The sequence below is a fragment of the Enteractinococcus helveticum genome, from assembly GCF_001657475.1.
In the GTDB taxonomy this organism is placed as follows: domain Bacteria; phylum Actinomycetota; class Actinomycetes; order Actinomycetales; family Micrococcaceae; genus Yaniella; species Yaniella helvetica.
The window spans coordinates 20,605-36,560 of sequence record NZ_LXEY01000020.1; the positions used below are offsets into that span (position 1 = coordinate 20,605).

Here is a 15,956-nt window from a genome sequence, read left to right on the forward strand (position 1 = left end):
GGGAAACCCGACCCTCCTACTCGATTAAGAGGGGCACGCACTTGACGGGTTTGTAGAATGTATCGATAGGCGAGAAAGGAAAGTGTCGTGGGCAAACTTCTTCGGGGTCTTCGAAACCTTAGTGTTACAGCAGGTGCAGTTGGTAGTGCCGGTGTTTGGTACCGTAAACGCGCAGAACGACACCTCTCCCTGCGTGCCCAAACAGTCCTAGTGACCGGTGCCGGATCCGGTCTGGGACGGCTACTGGCACTTGGGGCGGCACAACGCAACGTCGCCCACGTTGTGGTGTGGGATATTAACGAACAAGCCGCCAGCAAAGTCGTTGATGCAATCCAAGCTTATGGAATCGATGCCTCCTATGATGTCGTTGACCTCGCCGATGACGAATCCGTCGATGCCGCCGGTGAAGCTGTGCGCCAACGCCTCGGGGGAATAGATTTTCTCATCAATAATGCCGGCATTGTCACCGGCAAGAGGTTTCTTGAACAAAGCCACGACGACGTGGAGCGCACCTTTCAAATTAATACCCTGGCACTGTATCGGGTGACTCGGCAGTTCCTGCCCAGTATGCTTGCCAATAATTTCGGCTCCGTGACCGTTATCGCCTCGGCTGCATCATTAACCGGCGTTGCCCGGCAGACTGATTACGCCGCTTCAAAGTGGGCAGCCCACGGGTTTACCGAATCGCTACGTGCCGAGATGCGACACTACGGCCATCGCATCCATACGCTGTCGGTTCACCCGTTTTACGTGGATACCGGAATGTTCGACGGCGCGAGTTCGCCAAATGTGTTGCTGCCGATTCTGCAACCCGAGGCAGTCGTGCACAAAATTTTTCGTGCACTTGAGTCCGGCAAGCGCCAGCTGATTTTGCCGTCGAGCGCGGTCGTGGCCAATTGGCTGAAACTTCTGCCGGTGCCGGTAGCTGATCAGGTGAATGATCTGCTGGGGATTAATTCGACAATGGATCACTTCACCGGTCGCACAGCGGCCGTCGAATCTTAGTTCTGTGTCTTGCCGCGGCGCGGATATAATTCAGACATCAGATTTCGACGAGCAGGTCGTTCCCAACGGCGGCGGCCGGTGCCGGTATTAAAGATCGGGTTTCGTGCCAGCATGCGACGTAAGAATTTTTCCCGACCGGTTGCAAAGTTGTCGTCACTGACTTTCACGAAGTCCTTGCGGATGCCCTCGCGGTAGCGCTGATAGCCACCCGAGTTTCTGGATAGCACCTCAAGATCGGCGTCGCATAACACTTTGCCGCCGTAATCCTCCTCGTGGGGATCATGCGTGAACGTGAGGCGAATTAGCCGAGCGGTTTCTAAAATCTCGGGACCGGGCACACCGAGTTCGGGCAGGACACGCTCTGCAAGTCGAGCCGAGTCTTCTTCATCTTGCCCCGGGGGCAAGATCGGGTCAGCACGATAGACAGCATCATGAAACCAGCCTGCAAGTTTGACAGCCCGTGGAAATGGCCCCATACGTTCGCCCTGGCGTTCTAGGTAATCGATGCCTTTGAGCACCGACATCAGGTGGGTCAGATCATGATAGTGACGGTGGTCTTCACTCCACCGTTCTATGAGTGCATCGCAGATCGGTCCACGATCCAGCTCGGATGTGTTTGGGAACAGTCGGTCGAAACGCTGATGAAGAATCTTTTCGAGTTTTGAAGCGCGCTCTGCGGCAGTAATACGTAACCCGGACTTCACCAGGCGACGGACCAACTCGGACCCAGAGACTGCCTGGGCTCCAGCTGAGACAAGTTCCTCGTATTGACTCACCGGGATATCGTAGTGGTCGCCGTCGAAGGCATGTGGCGGGACCCCGTTTGCACGAGCAAAAGCATGCAGTTCTTCAAGAGACTCATCTGAGACGAGATGAGAGAACACGGTGCCATGAGCCGGCCACCGTGCGGGATCGATCAATATGGCCATGCCCCTAGCCTACCCACCAAACCTTTCGTCCGGTGCCATGTCGGGGCACCAGACGAAGGCTTGGTGAGTCTTTTAGCCTCGGAACATCGCAGCGTTTGCTTGTTCTGTGGCTTCGTATTGCTGCCCGGCATGTTGCATTGCTTCGCGAATGGAACGCAACGATTCTTCGACACGTTGCTGAGTGGCCCGCCATTCGGTCACAATTGCCTGGAAATTCGAGGAGGCCTGGCCAACCCAGGATTCCTGCAATTGTCGTAGGGCAGCATCCATGGTGTTGACTTCGGCCTGGATGCGATCGGCAGTGGCCTGGACATTGCTGGCTTTGGCAAAGAGTTCTTGGACATCAATCTGAATACGAGCCATCTTGGATCTCCTGTATCGACGAATCATCACTGTTTGTGATGCGGTACTGCCAGCCTAGAAAGATCGTCTCCCGGTGATGCGTGCTACCAAGCGCACTGTGGATAATTAGTGGTCAGGCTGTTCGGGTGTGGAGAAGTCGTCATCGGAGTCCCAGTCACCATCGTCGTCATCATGATCCAGTGGATGATAGGGGAGCCGGACGGCCATAGTGGCACCGCCGCCTGGGGTTTCTTCGTGGCGCACAGAACCGTTGTGCTGACTCACGATGCCGGCCACGATGGCCAGTCCGAGACCGCTGCCGCCGGTGTCGCGGTCTCGTGAGGTATCGGCACGGTAGAAGCGTTGGAATATTTTCTCGGCATCCTTATCTGAGATGCCCGGTCCGTGGTCACAGATTTTAATGATGGACTCGGTGACCGCACCGTTGACCGAAGGTGCGGTGCCTACCGCGATTTCGATGTCGGTTCCATCCGGTGTGTAGCGCAGCACGTTCGTCATGAGGTTGGAAATGACCTGGCGGAGCTTATTGGCATCGCCGAGGGTAGGCGCTGATTGGGGCGAGGATTCAGGGGTCAGTCCGGTTAGTGTGATCTGACGATCCGAAGCGGTTGCTCGCGTGTCGAGCACCAAATCCGAGGCTAGCTGCAATAGGTCGATCGGGTCGGTATCCATGGTGCGCTGTTCGTCGAGACGGGCCAGGGTCAGCAGATCTTCGACCAGTTGGGTCATGCGTTTTGCCTCGGACTCGATCCGGCCCATCGCGGTAGAAACGTCCTCTTGGGAGGCCAGCGCCCCATGGCGGTAGAGTTCCGAGAATCCGCGAATCGTCACCAGCGGGGTGCGCAGTTCATGAGAGGCATCCTGGACGAAGCGGCGCATGCGCTCCTCGGATTGCTCATTGGCACGAAAAGCGATTTCGATGTGCGCCAGCATGGCGTTCAGTGACCGGGATAGGCGGCCCACCTCGGTGTCTGGGGCCCCGGTGGGGACACGTTTGGATAGATCCCCGGCGGCAATCCCGGCGGCAGTGCGTTCCACTCGGTTCAGGGGACGAAACGCAGTGGTCACCAAGCCGTAGGCGATCATGGTCACGACGAGCGTGGCTAAGAACCCGATGGTGATGACCAGGGTGGTCACGCGTTCCACGGAACGCTCCACGGGGTCCAGGGGTAAGGCGATGGCTACGGTGCCGCTGTCAGATTCCAACCGATAGATCTGGACTCGCCACTGGTGCTGCGGCATGGCCAGTCCAGGCACATTAAAAGGGGTCGATCCGTGGGCGGCCGCCTGGCGGGCGGTCATCGGTTCGATGTCGGGGACGTCTGAGCCTTCGGCATAAATCCGGGTGACGAATTCGCCGTCGTTATTCCAGGACTCGCCGTAAAACCGGACAATGGTTTGTTCGAAACTCCTGGTCTCATACGGCCCGGCGGATCCCATGGAGGTCAAGTACATCGACACGTTGTGCCGGTTGGTGAAAATGTCCTCATCGATCTGCCGGATCAGTTCCTGTCGGTATAACGATGCCGTCAAGATCGCCGTGAGGGCCACGGTTAGGGCCATGAGCACTCCGGTGATCAGCGTCAGCTGAGTGCGCAACGACGTAGCCTGCCAGCGGCGGGCTATCCATTGCAGTGGTTGGGGTCTGGCCATCTAGCGTTTGTCTTGGGTCCGCAGCAGGTACCCGACCCCGCGTTTCGTCTGAATCATCTTGGGGCGATCGTCGACATCGATTTTGCGTCGCAGATAGGAAATATAGGACTCTACGATTGACGCGTCACCATTGAAGTCATATTCCCAAACGTGATCCAAAATTTGTGCTTTTGACAGCACTCGGTTGGGGTTCATCATCAAATAACGCAGGAGTTTGAACTCGGTGGGGGACAGGTCGATGATTTCACCACCGCGGCGAACTTCGTGAGCGTCGTCGTCGAGTTCCAGGTCATCTACGATCAGTATCGCATCGTCGTCTTCGGCGGGCGCAGTGCGGCGCAAGACGGCCCGGATTCGGGCCACGACTTCATCGAGGCTAAAGGGTTTGGTCACATAGTCGTCGCCACCAACGGTGAGCCCGGTGACCTTGTCTTCGGTCTCATCGCGGGCGGTAAGAAAGACAACGGGGAAAAACCGGCCTGAGGCGCGCAGTTTGCGGGTGACGGTGAAGCCGTCCATGTCCGGCAGCATGACGTCGAGCACCGCCAGGTCAGGGTTGTGGGCTTCAGCGGCTTCGAGTGCTTCACGGCCGTTTGCAGCGGCAACGACTTCGAATCCGGCGAACCGTAAAGAGGTGGACAGCAGCTCGCGGATGTTCGGTTCATCATCAACGACTAGGAGTTTTGCTTCATAAGATTGCGACGTCATACGCCTATTCTAAAAAAACTAACCTGTGAGGTTGCTGTGTGTTTGCTGGACAGAGGGTTATGCGTGCTGGCGTTTTCTGCGTACAAACACGTTGCCTACCAGGGCAACGAGCATCAAAATAAAGCCCGTTGGGAAGGCCAGCAGGGCCAGCCAAAACAGCCATGTGGCAGGGGTGATTCCGGCAAAGTAGTACACCAGCACACCGATCAAGGCCAGGAAGGAGGCAATCACAATGGCTACTCCGACCCACAGCACCGCCGTAATCCAGGCGGGTGTCACATCGAGGTTCTGAGATTTTTGGGTGGTCATGTGCGTTATTCTACGCTTGCAGCACAGGTGGCCGATCATTGCGAAGATTCGGGGGCAAAACGCACTATACTAGCCTCCGATAGGCTTTGAGGGTTCCTGTAACCGCACCTGCAAGGGATGTGTGACGGGAACCCTTTGTGAATGATGCACGTGACGAAGGAATAGAAAATCCATGCCAACCGGCAGAGTGAAATTTTACGACCATACTAAGGGTTTCGGTTTTATTACCACCGACGACGGCGATGACATCCATCTGCCGTCATCTGCCCTCCCCTCAGGGGTGACCCAGCTGCGCCCGGGGACCCGAGTGGAATTTGGCATCGTCGATTCGCGACGCGGTCCGCAGGCGCTGTCCGTTGAAGTGCTCGACAAATTGCCCTCGGTGGTTCGGGCCACCAGACCGAAGGCCCACGACATGGCCGGTATCGTAGACGATCTGATCCGCATGCTGGATAACGCGTCCACGGGTCTGCGCAGTGGTCGGTACCCGGCAGCCAAACAGGCCGAACAAATGGCCACCATCATGAGAAGGGTGGCTGATGCATTCGATGCCTAATGTCGCTGAAGATACCGCTTCTACCGCGAATCCCGTTCAACCGACCTTTGGCCCACCACGGGTCATTACCCGCAAACCCCGGGTCGATGCCGTGCTGGCAGAAGCCGTAGACGTTGCTCGAGCAGCGCTGCAAGAGTTTGCCGACGACGCTGAGATCGGCGAGCACCTCGGTACCGTTGCCGACGACGAACGCGTGGTGACACACCGCTTTACCGCCCATGTGGCGGGCTATAGCGGCTGGCATTTTTTTGCGACACTGGCCCGTGCGCCACGATCAAAAGTGATCACGGTCAGTGAAACCGGCATGTTGCCTGGGGAAGATGCACTCCTGGCACCGAAGTGGGTGCCCTGGCGCGACCGCGCCTCAGAGGAAGAACGCATCCGTCTTGATGCCATCGCTGCCGGTGAGGACCCAGCAAAAGCTCTTGAAGCAGCAGGCTACGGCCCCGAGGTTCTTGAAGAAGAAGAGCCTGTCGTTTCAGAAGAGCAACCGGCCACCCAAGATGATAGCGGCAAGAAACAGGCCCGCCGGGATGCCAAACGTCGCCGGGCGCGACAGCAAGCCGATCGGAAGAAACGCAAGAAAAAATCTGCTGCGTCTGATACCAAGGCCAAGTCGTCAGATAAATAAAACATGAGAAGAAAGCACTGCTTCGGCAGTGCTTTTTCTTTTGATAGGAAGCCGGAACGTTTGACCGGCTACAAAAGTGAGCAACGACGTCGTACGTAGTGAACGTCGGCTAGGCCCATTCCCCTTGGAAACACGATGGCCGGTGTGGGCGAACAAGAATGCTCGTCAACACCGGCCATCGCCGTGGTCTTGGGCGATCTAGATGCGATCCACGACGTAGTCGATGCACGCGGTCAGTGCAGAAATATCTTCTGGGTCAATTGCGGCAAAGGTCGCGATACGTAGCTGGTTCCGGCCGAGTTTGCGGTACGGTTCGGTATCCACGATGCCATTGTCACGCAGGATGGACGCTACGGCTGCAGCATCAACGCTGTCATCGAAATCGATGGTCACAATGACCTGGGAACGATCCTCAGGACGGGTAACAAATGGTGTGGCGTAGCTCGACGCCTCGGCCCAGTTATACAACCGGTCGGAGGAATCCTTTGTGCGGGCGGTGGCGAAATCTAACCCACCGTTGGTATTCATCCACTTGAGCTGTTCATCCAGCATGATCAAGGTGGCCAATGCAGGGGTGTTGTAGGTCTGATTCTTGGCCGAGTTATCGATTGCGGTCTTCAAGTTCAGGAAGTCTGGAACCCAACGGTCGCTCGCAGCGATTTCTTCTGCCCGCTCAAGGGCAGCGGGGGAGAATAAGCCCAACCACAGACCACCGTCTGAAGCGAAGTTCTTCTGCGGGGAGAAGTAATACACGTCCGACTGACTGACATCGACTGGCAGACCGCCTGCGCCCGAGGTTGCATCGATGAGCACCAGCGCGTCGTCATTGGCACCCTCCACGCGATGTACCGGTGCTGCAACACCTGTGGACGTCTCGTTGTGAGGCCAAGCGTAGACATCGACGTTGTGCTCAGCACGTGGCGTAGGACGGGTCCCCGGATCGGCCTGCAAAATCACGGAGTCTTCCAGAAACGGTGCATTATTGGTTGCCTTGGCAAACTTCGAACCAAATTCACCAAAGGTGAGGTGTTGGGCCTTCTTGCGGACCAGCCCAAAGGTGGCGATATCCCAAAATGCCGTCGCTCCGCCCACGCCCAGAACCACTTGATAATCTTCTGGCGCGCTAAAGAGTTGGGCGATGCCTTCTTGAACGGATGCGACCAAGTTGCGGACCGGTGCCTGACGGTGCGAGGTTCCCAGCAGCGTCGCGCCTGCCGTTGCGACCGCTTGAGACAGTTGGGTGCTGACCTTCGACGGTCCAGCACCGAAGCGGCCATCCGCTGGTTTGAGATTCTCGGGGATTTCAATGCCCGGTGTGGACATGGGCTACTCCTTATATAAAGGTGGCAGAATACGCTTCTATTGTGGACTTGGCTGACCCTGAAACATCAGAATAAGCCAACATGTGACTCCGGTTTCGCCCAAAATGTGGTTAACAAAACACTTAATAACGATGCCTGTGGATAAATTCTGGCCGAGTTCTCACTGCGAACGTATGATGATTGGTGATTACAGAATATTCAAGACGTATATCGCTATGAAGGAATGTGGCTGTGGCCGATCTGATTGATACAACGGAAATGTACTTGCGGACCATCTATGAATTGATGGAAGAAGGTATTGCACCGTTGCGAGCCCGAATTGCTGAACGGCTTGATCATTCCGGTCCAACCGTTTCACAAACGGTAGCCCGCATGGAACGCGATGGTCTCTTGCATGTGGCACCCGATAGGAAGCTTGAGCTCACAGATGAAGGCTTGAAAGCTGCCGCTACGGTGATGCGAAAGCATCGACTGGCTGAACGCTTACTGGCCGACGTCATTGGTTTGGACTGGCCCTACGTGCACGATGAGGCATGCCGGTGGGAGCATGTGATGAGTGACCAGGTCGAGGCGCGGTTGATGGATTTGCTGGATTCGCCATCGAACTCTCCGTTTGGCAACCAGATTCCGCTGCTTGAAGAACTTGGTGGCCCGACCACCGGCTTGGATCCGCAGCTGTATGAAGGTGAGCCGCTCTCCGTTGCACTGGAAGAAGCTGGGACTTTTGAAGTCAAGGTCCTCACAGAAGCTATCCAGACCGATCCCGAATTGCTGACGCAATTTGCTGCGGCTGGTATTCAGCCTGGCGCCACCCTTGTTGCAGAGCCAGCAGATGGTTATGTAGCGGTTCGTACCCTGGAGCGTGGTCCTGCGCTGCCTGGAGAGATTGATGACATCTCGGAACTAGGTCTCGAAATTTCGGAAGACACCGCTGCGCATGTTCGTGTGGTCCGCGTTAAGTGATTGAAATGTGCTCCTTAAAGGCTCAGCACGACCCTGTTTTGACCGAAAAATAACGAATCGACAAAGAAAAATAACAGAATGTTATTTTGCCTTCTGCCGCGTGATGCTGCGGATGTAAGCGCAAAATTCATCAGAAGACACAACGAATTGTTATCCGAATGTGACATTCCGTTGTACTTCTACTAAGCTAGCTCTCGGTGTTGATAACAAAATGTGATTCAGCACCCGCCACCAGCTTGCTTTTACACTCCGCAGCTGGAGGGGCAAAACACAGCAGTTGTGAAAATTGTTCGTGGCGGAGTGGGGCGACAAGCCACTAAGCACATGAGAGAGGTAAACCAAGTGTCGAAGCGCATTTCATCTGCACGTCACCGTGCAACTCCTGCGAAGGGCGCCACGCTAGAAGCCATGACCCAGGCTCTTGGCCGCTCGGGTCGCCAGGCTGCTGCGATTGCAGCTGCCTCCGGAATGGTGTTGACCGTAGCACCAGCAGCAACGGCTGCACCTGTGCAGACCGATCGTGAAACGTCGACTCTGCCAGCCACAAACTTTAAACTGGAACGCACGTCGGGCAAAGCCGATGTCATCACTGCTGATTCAGTAAGCCTGGATCTCGGACGCGCAGCCCTCAAGTCAACTCCGGCACCAGAACCAGAGCCGGTCGTTGAAGAAGACGTTTCTCCAGTAACTAACGAAACTGCTGCCGAGAACAGCACCGCTGACAGCAGCACTCAGACGCAGTCGGCAACCACTCAGGAAGCTCCAAGCGCTCCAGAGTCGACTGCAACCGGTTCCCTGGGTGCTGTAGTTTCTGCAGCATACTCCGGTGTCGGAACCCCGTACGTATGGGGCGGCAAAGGCCCAGGCGGCTGGGATTGCTCTGGATTTACCGCATGGGCATATGCTCAGGCCGGTATCAGCATTCCATCTTCCACCTCGGCCATCCTGGGCTCCGGACAGTTCGTTCGTACCGGCAGCCCAAAACCAGGTGACCTGGTCTTCCAAAACGGTGGATCCCACGTTGGTATCTACGTTGGCAACGGCCAGATGATCGGTGCGCAGAACCCTTCGGTCGGCACCATCCTTCACGACGTGACCCGCAACCCACTGATGGGTTACTACACCTACGTCGGCTAGGTTTTTTCCTTACAACTGCTCAATAAAGTCTCTCCTGATTACCAGGAGGGACTTTATTGTGTTTAACAGAAAGTCCTTTACATGACCCACCCGCTGCCTGAATGGGCCACCCAGCTACTCACCTCACTCGAGATCGACCCCGTACACGTTGATGTCAACGCTTTACGACGCATCGCTGATGGCATCGAATATGACCCGAAAACCGATGAGTTACTGGTCGGATTCATCGCCGGTTATGCCGCTGGCATGGCACAAGGCAGCGGCATGGCGGGATTCGATAAAGCCCACGCAGCCTCCGTGAACTTCATGGCCAAGAACCTCGTCACGGAATAATATCCCCCGGTCCGTGTTGACACCTTGGGGAAGCAGCAGAAGGAACATTGATACGTGAGCATGAATCATGCAGGCTGGGCAGCCTTGGGCAAACTCCGCCAAAGTAAAGATCAAGAGTCACTGAAACCCGGTACCATCGCCCGGGCGTGGTCATTCATTGCGCGTTATCGAACTCGATTGACCCTGTATCTCATTGTCTCAGCCCTCGGAGCAGTGCTGACCGTTGTATCCCCGATCCTTGCCGGTGATGTCGTCAACGCGATCGTTGCAGAATCCGATGTCAGCGTCGTGATCAACCTGGCCTTACTCATCGCCGCTGTTGCTTTGCTGGAGGCACTGCTGAATGTCATCTCGCGATGGCAGTCAGCGTCCCTGGGTGAACGGACCATATTTGATTTACGAACCAGCGTATTCGACCATGTCCAAAAGATGCCGGTCGCATTCTTTACTCGTGCCAGAACCGGGGCGTTAGTCTCTCGACTCAATAACGACGTCATCGGCGCGCAAACGGCGATCGCCAGAACCTTGCCCACCGTGGTCATGAATATCGTGACCCTCGGCGTGACGCTGGTGGTCATGTTCACTACGTCCTGGCAGATCACTCTGGTGGCGCTGCTGTTGCTGCCAATCTTTCTCTTCCCTGCCCGGAGCATTGGCCACCGGATTGCTGGCCAGACCCGGGAACGTGCCACACGTAATGCCGCCATGGGCGACCAGATGACTGAGCGATTCTCAGCACCGGGTGCAACACTGGTGAAGTTATTTGGCGAACAACGCCACGAGTCCCAGGTGTTTTCAGATCGTGCGGATGGTGTTCGAGAATCCGGGGTGCGCATTAGCGTCTGGACTTCGGTCTTTATGACCATGCTGACGTTGGTGTCATCACTCGCGTTGGCTGCGGTCTATGGCATCGGCGGTTATCAGGCGATTACCGGCGGGCTAAACGCCGGCGACGTCGTCACCATGGCCCTGCTCCTGACCAGACTGTACGCCCCACTGACTGGCCTAGCCACTGCCCGTGTTGAACTGATGAGCGCACTGGTATCTTTCGAACGGATCTTTGAGGTCTTGGATCTGCAACCGATGATCAAAGACCCCGCCAACCCGAAAACGATCCCCACCGGGGGAGTGCGGATCCAATTTCACGACGTCGATTTTCGCTATCCCGCCGCGTCAGAAGTCTCGTTGGCTTCGTTGGAAGAGGTCGCGGTCTTGGATAGTCGGGAATCCGAACAAGTCCTACACGACTTGAACTTCACCGTGGAGCCAGGTCAGACGGTTGCCCTGGTGGGATCATCGGGTGCGGGGAAATCGACCATCGCAAACCTGGTCACCCGCCTCTACGACGTCACCGGTGGTGCAATTACTCTCAACGATGTCGATCTGCGAGATGCGGCAGCCCAAGACATCCACAATCGCGTGGGTATGGTGACCCAAGATTCGCATCTGTTCCACACGTCTATCCGGGAGAACCTAACGCTGGGGCATCGTGAGGTGGACGATGAACGAATTTGGCAGATTCTGGACCACGCTCGGTTGGCCGAGGTCGTCCGGCACATGCCCGATGGTCTAGATACCGTCGTGGGTGAGCGTGGCTACCGCCTATCGGGTGGAGAACGTCAACGCTTAGCGATTGCCCGGTTATTGATCGCGGCACCCGAGGCTGTCATTCTGGATGAAGCCACCGCCTCACTGGACTCCACCAACGAGGCCGCCGTCCAGCAAGCCTTAGACCAAGCACTAGAAGAACGCACCGCCTTGGTGATCGCCCACCGGTTATCAACCGTGGTGAATGCGGACGAGATTCTGGTGATCGAAGACGGTCGCATCTACGAGCGCGGGACGCATGACGAGTTGCTGGCGGCCAATGGACGCTATGCTGAGCTCTATTCGACCCAATTTCGGCAACAACCACACGCCCGAGGTGAGTAGACATGACAGATGAGACTCCACAACAGATATGGGATAACCGTTATCGCGAAGCAGACCACATCTGGTCCGGCAACGTCAATGTAGCCCTTGCCGATGTCGGCGCTCGTTAACGCCGGGCACCGCCTTGGACCTAGGTTCAGGGGAAGGCGCTGACGTCATGTGGTTGGCCGAACACGGCTGGCAGGCCACCGGCGTTGATATTTCTGCCGTGGCGGTATCTCGCGCTGAACAAGCCGCCCGTGCTCGAGGGCTAGCAACCGATCGGGCGCGTTTCCTGGTGGCAGACCTGGCAAAATGGGACAACGACCAGTCCTATGACCTCGTCGTCAGTTCATTTTTGCATTCGCAAGGCGACTTCGACCGGGCCGGGATTCTCCGTGCCACCAGCCAGTATGTGGCAGACGGCGGATACCTGCTGGTGATTTCACATGCAACGTTCCCACCGTGGGCACAGGCCCACCGCGATGCCGATGCTAAAGACCACCACCACGACGAGACCACGCCTGAGTCTGAACTTGAGCTATTGCAGCTGGATCCATCGTCATGGGTGTTGGAAATCGCAGAGATACGCTCGCGGGAAGCAACCGGGCCAGAAGGTCAGGTCGCCACGCTGCAAGACACGGTGGTGCTAGTCCGAAAGACCGCCACCCAGTCATAAGCCGTATTGTTGCTCAACACACCCGTGGCCGTGCCCTTCTGATTGGGACACGGCCACTGCTGTGTTTTGGGCGGGGTTTGGAAACTACTCAGACCAGGAGTTGTTGCGGATGACCTCAACAAAGTCTCCGCGCTGAAAGCCCGGGAGGAAATGTTCTAGGACGTCGGCTTTCACGTTGCCAAAGGTGGTCTCGGGGCGGTCTTTGAGTCCGTTGGTAAATGCGGCCAGGATACGGTTTTTGAAGTCTGGGCGCGGATGGGCCGCAACCACTTCGGAGCGCTGGTCATCCGAGATCGCATCATAACCAATGCCCAGGACATCGAGTTCGACACCGCGGGTTACCAGGGCCACTTCTGGATCCATGTGCAGCGGAATCTCCGGGGTGGTGTGCAGCGCAATCGCGTTCCAGACCTTGTCACCAGCCGGGCCGGTAATGCCGTATTCGCTCAAGAAACTCCGGGCGACGTCGGCGGCATCAATTTCAAAGCGCTGATCCGTAGTGCGGTATTTATCGGTCAACCCCAGATCGTGGAACATTGCGCCGATGTAAACCAGTTCTGGGTCGTATTCGAGGCCTTGTTCCTGGCCGCGCAGGGAACCGAATAGGAACACACGGCGCGAGTGGTGAAACACCAAATCATCAGCGACGTCGCGCACCAGATCGGTTGCATCTTGGGCCATCTTGCTATCCGGGATAGCGATACCTGCAATAACTTCTGCCATGGATATTTCCTTTCAATCAACGGGCAACACTCACCATCGTGGCATCGTCTGTTAGGCTGACGCCATGTCTTTTCTGACCAATAACCCAAGGTTTCGGACATGACACATAGCATTGGAATGTTCGTATTCGATGGTCTGACCCTGTTAGACGCCAGTGGCCCGGCGGATGTATTTCATCACGCGGATCCAACCGGCAAGCACTACCATGTGCAGCTGATGTCTCCCGCCGGGGGAGCGGTGACGTCGTCTTCCGGGGTTACGCTGGCCAATACAATTCGGGCGGCTGAGGCACATCCACCGGATACGCTCTTGATGACTGGCGGCCCTTCCTTGGTGCAGCGCGAGCACGATTCCGCCCTGCTGTCGGCAGTGGAGACTCTTGCTGACGGAGCCCAACGTGTAGCCTCTGTGTGCACCGGTGCCTTCGTCCTGGCCGCGCTCGGACACCTTGATGATCGACGTGCCACAACACATTGGCGACATTCCCGCACACTGGCCCAGTGGTACCCACGAATCCACGTTGAACCCGATGTCCTCCACACTCAGGATGGACGATATTTGACCTCCGCTGGCGTCACAGCGGGTATCGATTTAGCGCTGGCGATTGTAGAACACGACCTGGGCGTTGATGTCGCTCGAGAGGTCGCACGAGAGTTGGTCATGTTCATGCAGCGTCCGGGAGGCCAGAGCCAATTTTCGTCGGCACTCAGTGGGCCACCTGCAACTAACGACCAGCTGCGCACCATGATGGAAACCGTGATAGCCGATCCTGCTGCCGAGCACACGGTGGTTTCAATGGCTGAGATGATCGGTGTGAGCACCCGACATTTGAATCGGATCTTCCACGCTGAGGTTGGCAACAGCCCTGCCCAATGGTTGGAACAGGTGCGGGTCGATGCAGCCCGGGGCCTGATCCTTGAAGGTCATTCCATCACCAGGGTTGCTCAACTGTGTGGCTTGGGAACCGATGAAACCTTACGGCGTGCATTTGCCAAGCATCTTGGTACCACCCCGTCGGCATTTCGACACCGGTTTGCCTCCACATCCATGTGACGTCGTCATACCCTGCGGTGTTTGGACATAAAAACTCCCCGAGACGTGATCGGACATCTCGGGGAGTTTGTGGTCGTTGCGGAGCTACCGCGACCGAGAAACTACTCTGTGACGGGGTTCAGTGAACCGTCTGCCTTGGTGATGAATGAGCGTAGGAACCACTGGAACAGTTCTAGACCGCGGGTGACTTCAACCAGGATGTCTTCGGACACTGGGTCAACTTTGCCGGATTCAGCGATGGCGGTGCGGAAGTCCTTGACGACGCCGGTGTAGACATCGTTGAGGGCGGAGATGTGCGCCAGGCTGGACGCACGATCCAGGGGGTAGTCCTCCCAATCGCGACCGGTCACGATGGCACCGGGTGTACCTTTGGGAGCAACACCCATGGTGGCAATACGTTCAGCGACCAGGTCTGCCCAACCACGAACTGCGTCAACCTGTGGGTCGAGCATCTCGTGTACGGAGATGAACTCTGGCCCGACGACGTTCCAGTGAGCGTGCTTCAGCGTCAGGTGCAAATCGTTCAGGGCGTGGAGACGAACCTGAAGAATTTCAGTCACGCGGTGCGCGTCCTCCATTTCAACGCCTGGTGCCGTAAATTCTGCATAATTTTCAGTCATGGGTAACCTTTCTGTTGCAGACCTAAGCTTTGTTTGTCGTGCAAAGCTGAATAGGGACGCGGTTGTGCCCTGATTCCTAGTTACTACTCAATACGCTTTTCGTAGTCATCGCAAGGTATGTGAGGCTAACCTGAGTCGATACTCAGCAACTTTTAAGGTTGCCGCTACCGGTGAGATATCGGGCGGCTTCGATTCGTTGACTGGTTAAAACACAAAGTGCCCTCGACTGGATTCGAACCAGCGACCTTCCCTTTAGGAGAGGGATGCTCTATCCAACTGAGCTACGAGGGCATCGGCATCAATGCGCCGATGGGTTAATACAATCTGACAGATTACCAGGCGATGGCCGGGCAGAAATCATCTTTACCGGTAGGTGCCACCGATCTCACGCTCATCGTCTAATGAGGTTGCCAAACCTGCGCTATTGCGGCCCACAAACTTCAATACGAGTATGACGACAATCCAAATAACGATCAAGAATAACAGCAGCCACTGTGCGATCGTTAGCGACGATGCCAGCGTCACATTGGCCTGTGTGATGTCGTTCAAGGCCTGTTCACGAGCGGTGGCGGCCCAGATTTCTAATCCGGCATAGCCAACCGCCACAATGATCGCGCTCCAGCGGGCCCAGGTAGTTTTCAAGGTCCATAACGCCACGGCGATCAGGCTTAGTCCCAGCATGATCGGGAAGATGCGGCCCGCGGTGATGTGTATCCAGTTGTATTGGCGCATGGCCTCGTCGTCCATGCGTTCGCCGAGCTGCTCTACCTCGGCCAGATCGAAGCCTGACATGCGATGGTCCAGCATCGATAGCCCACCGGTGAGCTGTTCCATGCCTTGCAGTGCCAAGATGTGATAGTAAAACCCGATGAACACGGTGACGGCGAGAATCGCAAACACCAGGATGCCGGGACTACCTTCCTGATGGCCGGCTTGCCGAATGTCGGTTTTGGCTTGAGCCACGGTCAAGCGTTTTCGATCAGCCCGAGTTTTCTGCTGTGTTGGGGCAGACTCGTGGTTGGCGTAATCTTTGGCACGGCGTTTTCTTGCCACTCATCCTC

Annotated in this window: 18 protein-coding genes and 1 tRNA gene; 9 read left to right on the forward strand and 10 right to left on the reverse strand. The window is 56.4% G+C overall.

The annotated features are described in order from the left end of the window. The first annotated feature begins 87 nt into the window (after positions 1–87). A complete protein-coding gene (locus tag A6F49_RS09335) occupies positions 88–1,005 on the forward strand; it encodes an SDR family oxidoreductase (protein WP_235604951.1) in 918 nt (305 codons plus the stop codon). On the opposite strand, the gene A6F49_RS09340 is transcribed toward A6F49_RS09335, so the two are convergent. The 5 genes from A6F49_RS09340 to A6F49_RS09360 form a co-directional block, all read right to left on the reverse strand. Continuing rightward, a complete protein-coding gene (locus tag A6F49_RS09340) occupies positions 1,002–1,934 on the reverse strand; it encodes a DUF4031 domain-containing protein (RefSeq protein WP_043057512.1) in 933 nt (310 codons plus the stop codon). The two genes, A6F49_RS09335 and A6F49_RS09340, sit on opposite strands and share 4 nt — an antisense overlap. Positions 1,935–2,006: 72 nt before the next feature. Next, entirely contained in the window at positions 2,007–2,297 is a 291-nt protein-coding gene (locus A6F49_RS09345) for a WXG100 family type VII secretion target (RefSeq protein ID WP_043057511.1), read from the reverse strand. A gap of 105 nt (positions 2,298–2,402) precedes the next feature. Continuing rightward, complete coding sequence (locus A6F49_RS09350; RefSeq protein ID WP_043057510.1) at positions 2,403–3,950, reverse strand: sensor histidine kinase; 1,548 nt, start codon at positions 3,948–3,950, stop codon at positions 2,403–2,405. After that, on the reverse strand, positions 3,951–4,658 hold the full coding sequence (locus A6F49_RS09355; protein ID WP_043057509.1) for a response regulator transcription factor: 708 nt from the start codon (positions 4,656–4,658) through the stop codon (positions 3,951–3,953). It abuts the gene before it with no gap. Positions 4,659–4,715: 57 nt separating this feature from the next. Continuing rightward, positions 4,716–4,967, reverse strand: a complete 252-nt coding sequence (locus A6F49_RS09360) for a hypothetical protein (protein ID WP_043057508.1) — start codon at positions 4,965–4,967, stop codon at positions 4,716–4,718. 172 nt (positions 4,968–5,139) lie between these two features. Between A6F49_RS09360 and A6F49_RS09365 the strand changes: the two genes are divergently transcribed. Next, positions 5,140–5,523, forward strand: coding sequence for a cold-shock protein (locus A6F49_RS09365; protein WP_043057507.1), 384 nt, complete (start codon positions 5,140–5,142; stop codon positions 5,521–5,523). Further along, entirely contained in the window at positions 5,516–6,154 is a 639-nt protein-coding gene (locus A6F49_RS09370; RefSeq protein ID WP_052504790.1) for a DUF3027 domain-containing protein, read from the forward strand. The genes A6F49_RS09365 and A6F49_RS09370 overlap by 8 nt, the downstream gene beginning before the upstream one ends. Positions 6,155–6,352: 198 nt before the next feature. Here the strand turns inward: A6F49_RS09370 and serC are convergent, their stop codons facing one another. Further along, positions 6,353–7,477 (reverse strand): phosphoserine transaminase, encoded by a 1,125-nt coding sequence (gene serC / locus A6F49_RS09375; RefSeq protein WP_043057506.1) that lies wholly within the window; start codon positions 7,475–7,477, stop codon positions 6,353–6,355. A gap of 230 nt (positions 7,478–7,707) precedes the next feature. Between serC and A6F49_RS09380 the strand changes: the two genes are divergently transcribed. From A6F49_RS09380 to A6F49_RS09400, 5 genes are all read left to right on the forward strand, one after another. Then, complete coding sequence (locus A6F49_RS09380) at positions 7,708–8,439, forward strand: metal-dependent transcriptional regulator (RefSeq protein WP_043057505.1); 732 nt, start codon at positions 7,708–7,710, stop codon at positions 8,437–8,439. Between the two features lie 342 nt (positions 8,440–8,781). Further along, positions 8,782–9,576, forward strand: coding sequence for a C40 family peptidase (locus tag A6F49_RS09385; RefSeq protein WP_052504789.1), 795 nt, complete (start codon positions 8,782–8,784; stop codon positions 9,574–9,576). An 81-nt stretch (positions 9,577–9,657) separates the two neighbouring features. Beyond that, positions 9,658–9,909, forward strand: a complete 252-nt coding sequence (locus A6F49_RS09390; RefSeq protein ID WP_043057504.1) for a hypothetical protein — start codon at positions 9,658–9,660, stop codon at positions 9,907–9,909. A gap of 54 nt (positions 9,910–9,963) precedes the next feature. Then, entirely contained in the window at positions 9,964–11,841 is a 1,878-nt protein-coding gene (locus A6F49_RS09395) for an ABC transporter ATP-binding protein (protein WP_407643837.1), read from the forward strand. A gap of 157 nt (positions 11,842–11,998) precedes the next feature. Then, the gene (locus A6F49_RS09400) at positions 11,999–12,499 is read left to right on the forward strand and encodes an SAM-dependent methyltransferase (protein ID WP_052504788.1); all 501 of its coding nucleotides are present in this window, start codon (positions 11,999–12,001) and stop codon (positions 12,497–12,499) included. A gap of 84 nt (positions 12,500–12,583) precedes the next feature. On the opposite strand, the gene A6F49_RS09405 is transcribed toward A6F49_RS09400, so the two are convergent. Continuing rightward, on the reverse strand, positions 12,584–13,222 hold the full coding sequence (locus A6F49_RS09405) for an HD domain-containing protein (RefSeq protein ID WP_043057502.1): 639 nt from the start codon (positions 13,220–13,222) through the stop codon (positions 12,584–12,586). Between the two features lie 99 nt (positions 13,223–13,321). On the opposite strand from A6F49_RS09405, the gene A6F49_RS09410 reads away from it, so the two are divergent. Then, entirely contained in the window at positions 13,322–14,275 is a 954-nt protein-coding gene (locus A6F49_RS09410) for a GlxA family transcriptional regulator (protein ID WP_043057501.1), read from the forward strand. 101 nt (positions 14,276–14,376) lie between these two features. Here A6F49_RS09410 and A6F49_RS09415 read toward each other — a convergent pair whose 3' ends face one another. From A6F49_RS09415 to A6F49_RS09425, 3 genes are all read right to left on the reverse strand, one after another. Then, complete coding sequence (locus A6F49_RS09415) at positions 14,377–14,895, reverse strand: Dps family protein (RefSeq protein ID WP_043057500.1); 519 nt, start codon at positions 14,893–14,895, stop codon at positions 14,377–14,379. Positions 14,896–15,112: 217 nt separating this feature from the next. Next, positions 15,113–15,186: transfer RNA gene (locus A6F49_RS09420), tRNA-Arg, on the reverse strand. A 72-nt stretch (positions 15,187–15,258) separates the two neighbouring features. Then, positions 15,259–15,948: a hypothetical protein gene (locus tag A6F49_RS09425; protein ID WP_043057499.1), complete on the reverse strand. Its 690-nt coding sequence runs from the start codon at positions 15,946–15,948 to the stop codon at positions 15,259–15,261. Positions 15,949–15,956: the final 8 nt, after the last annotated feature.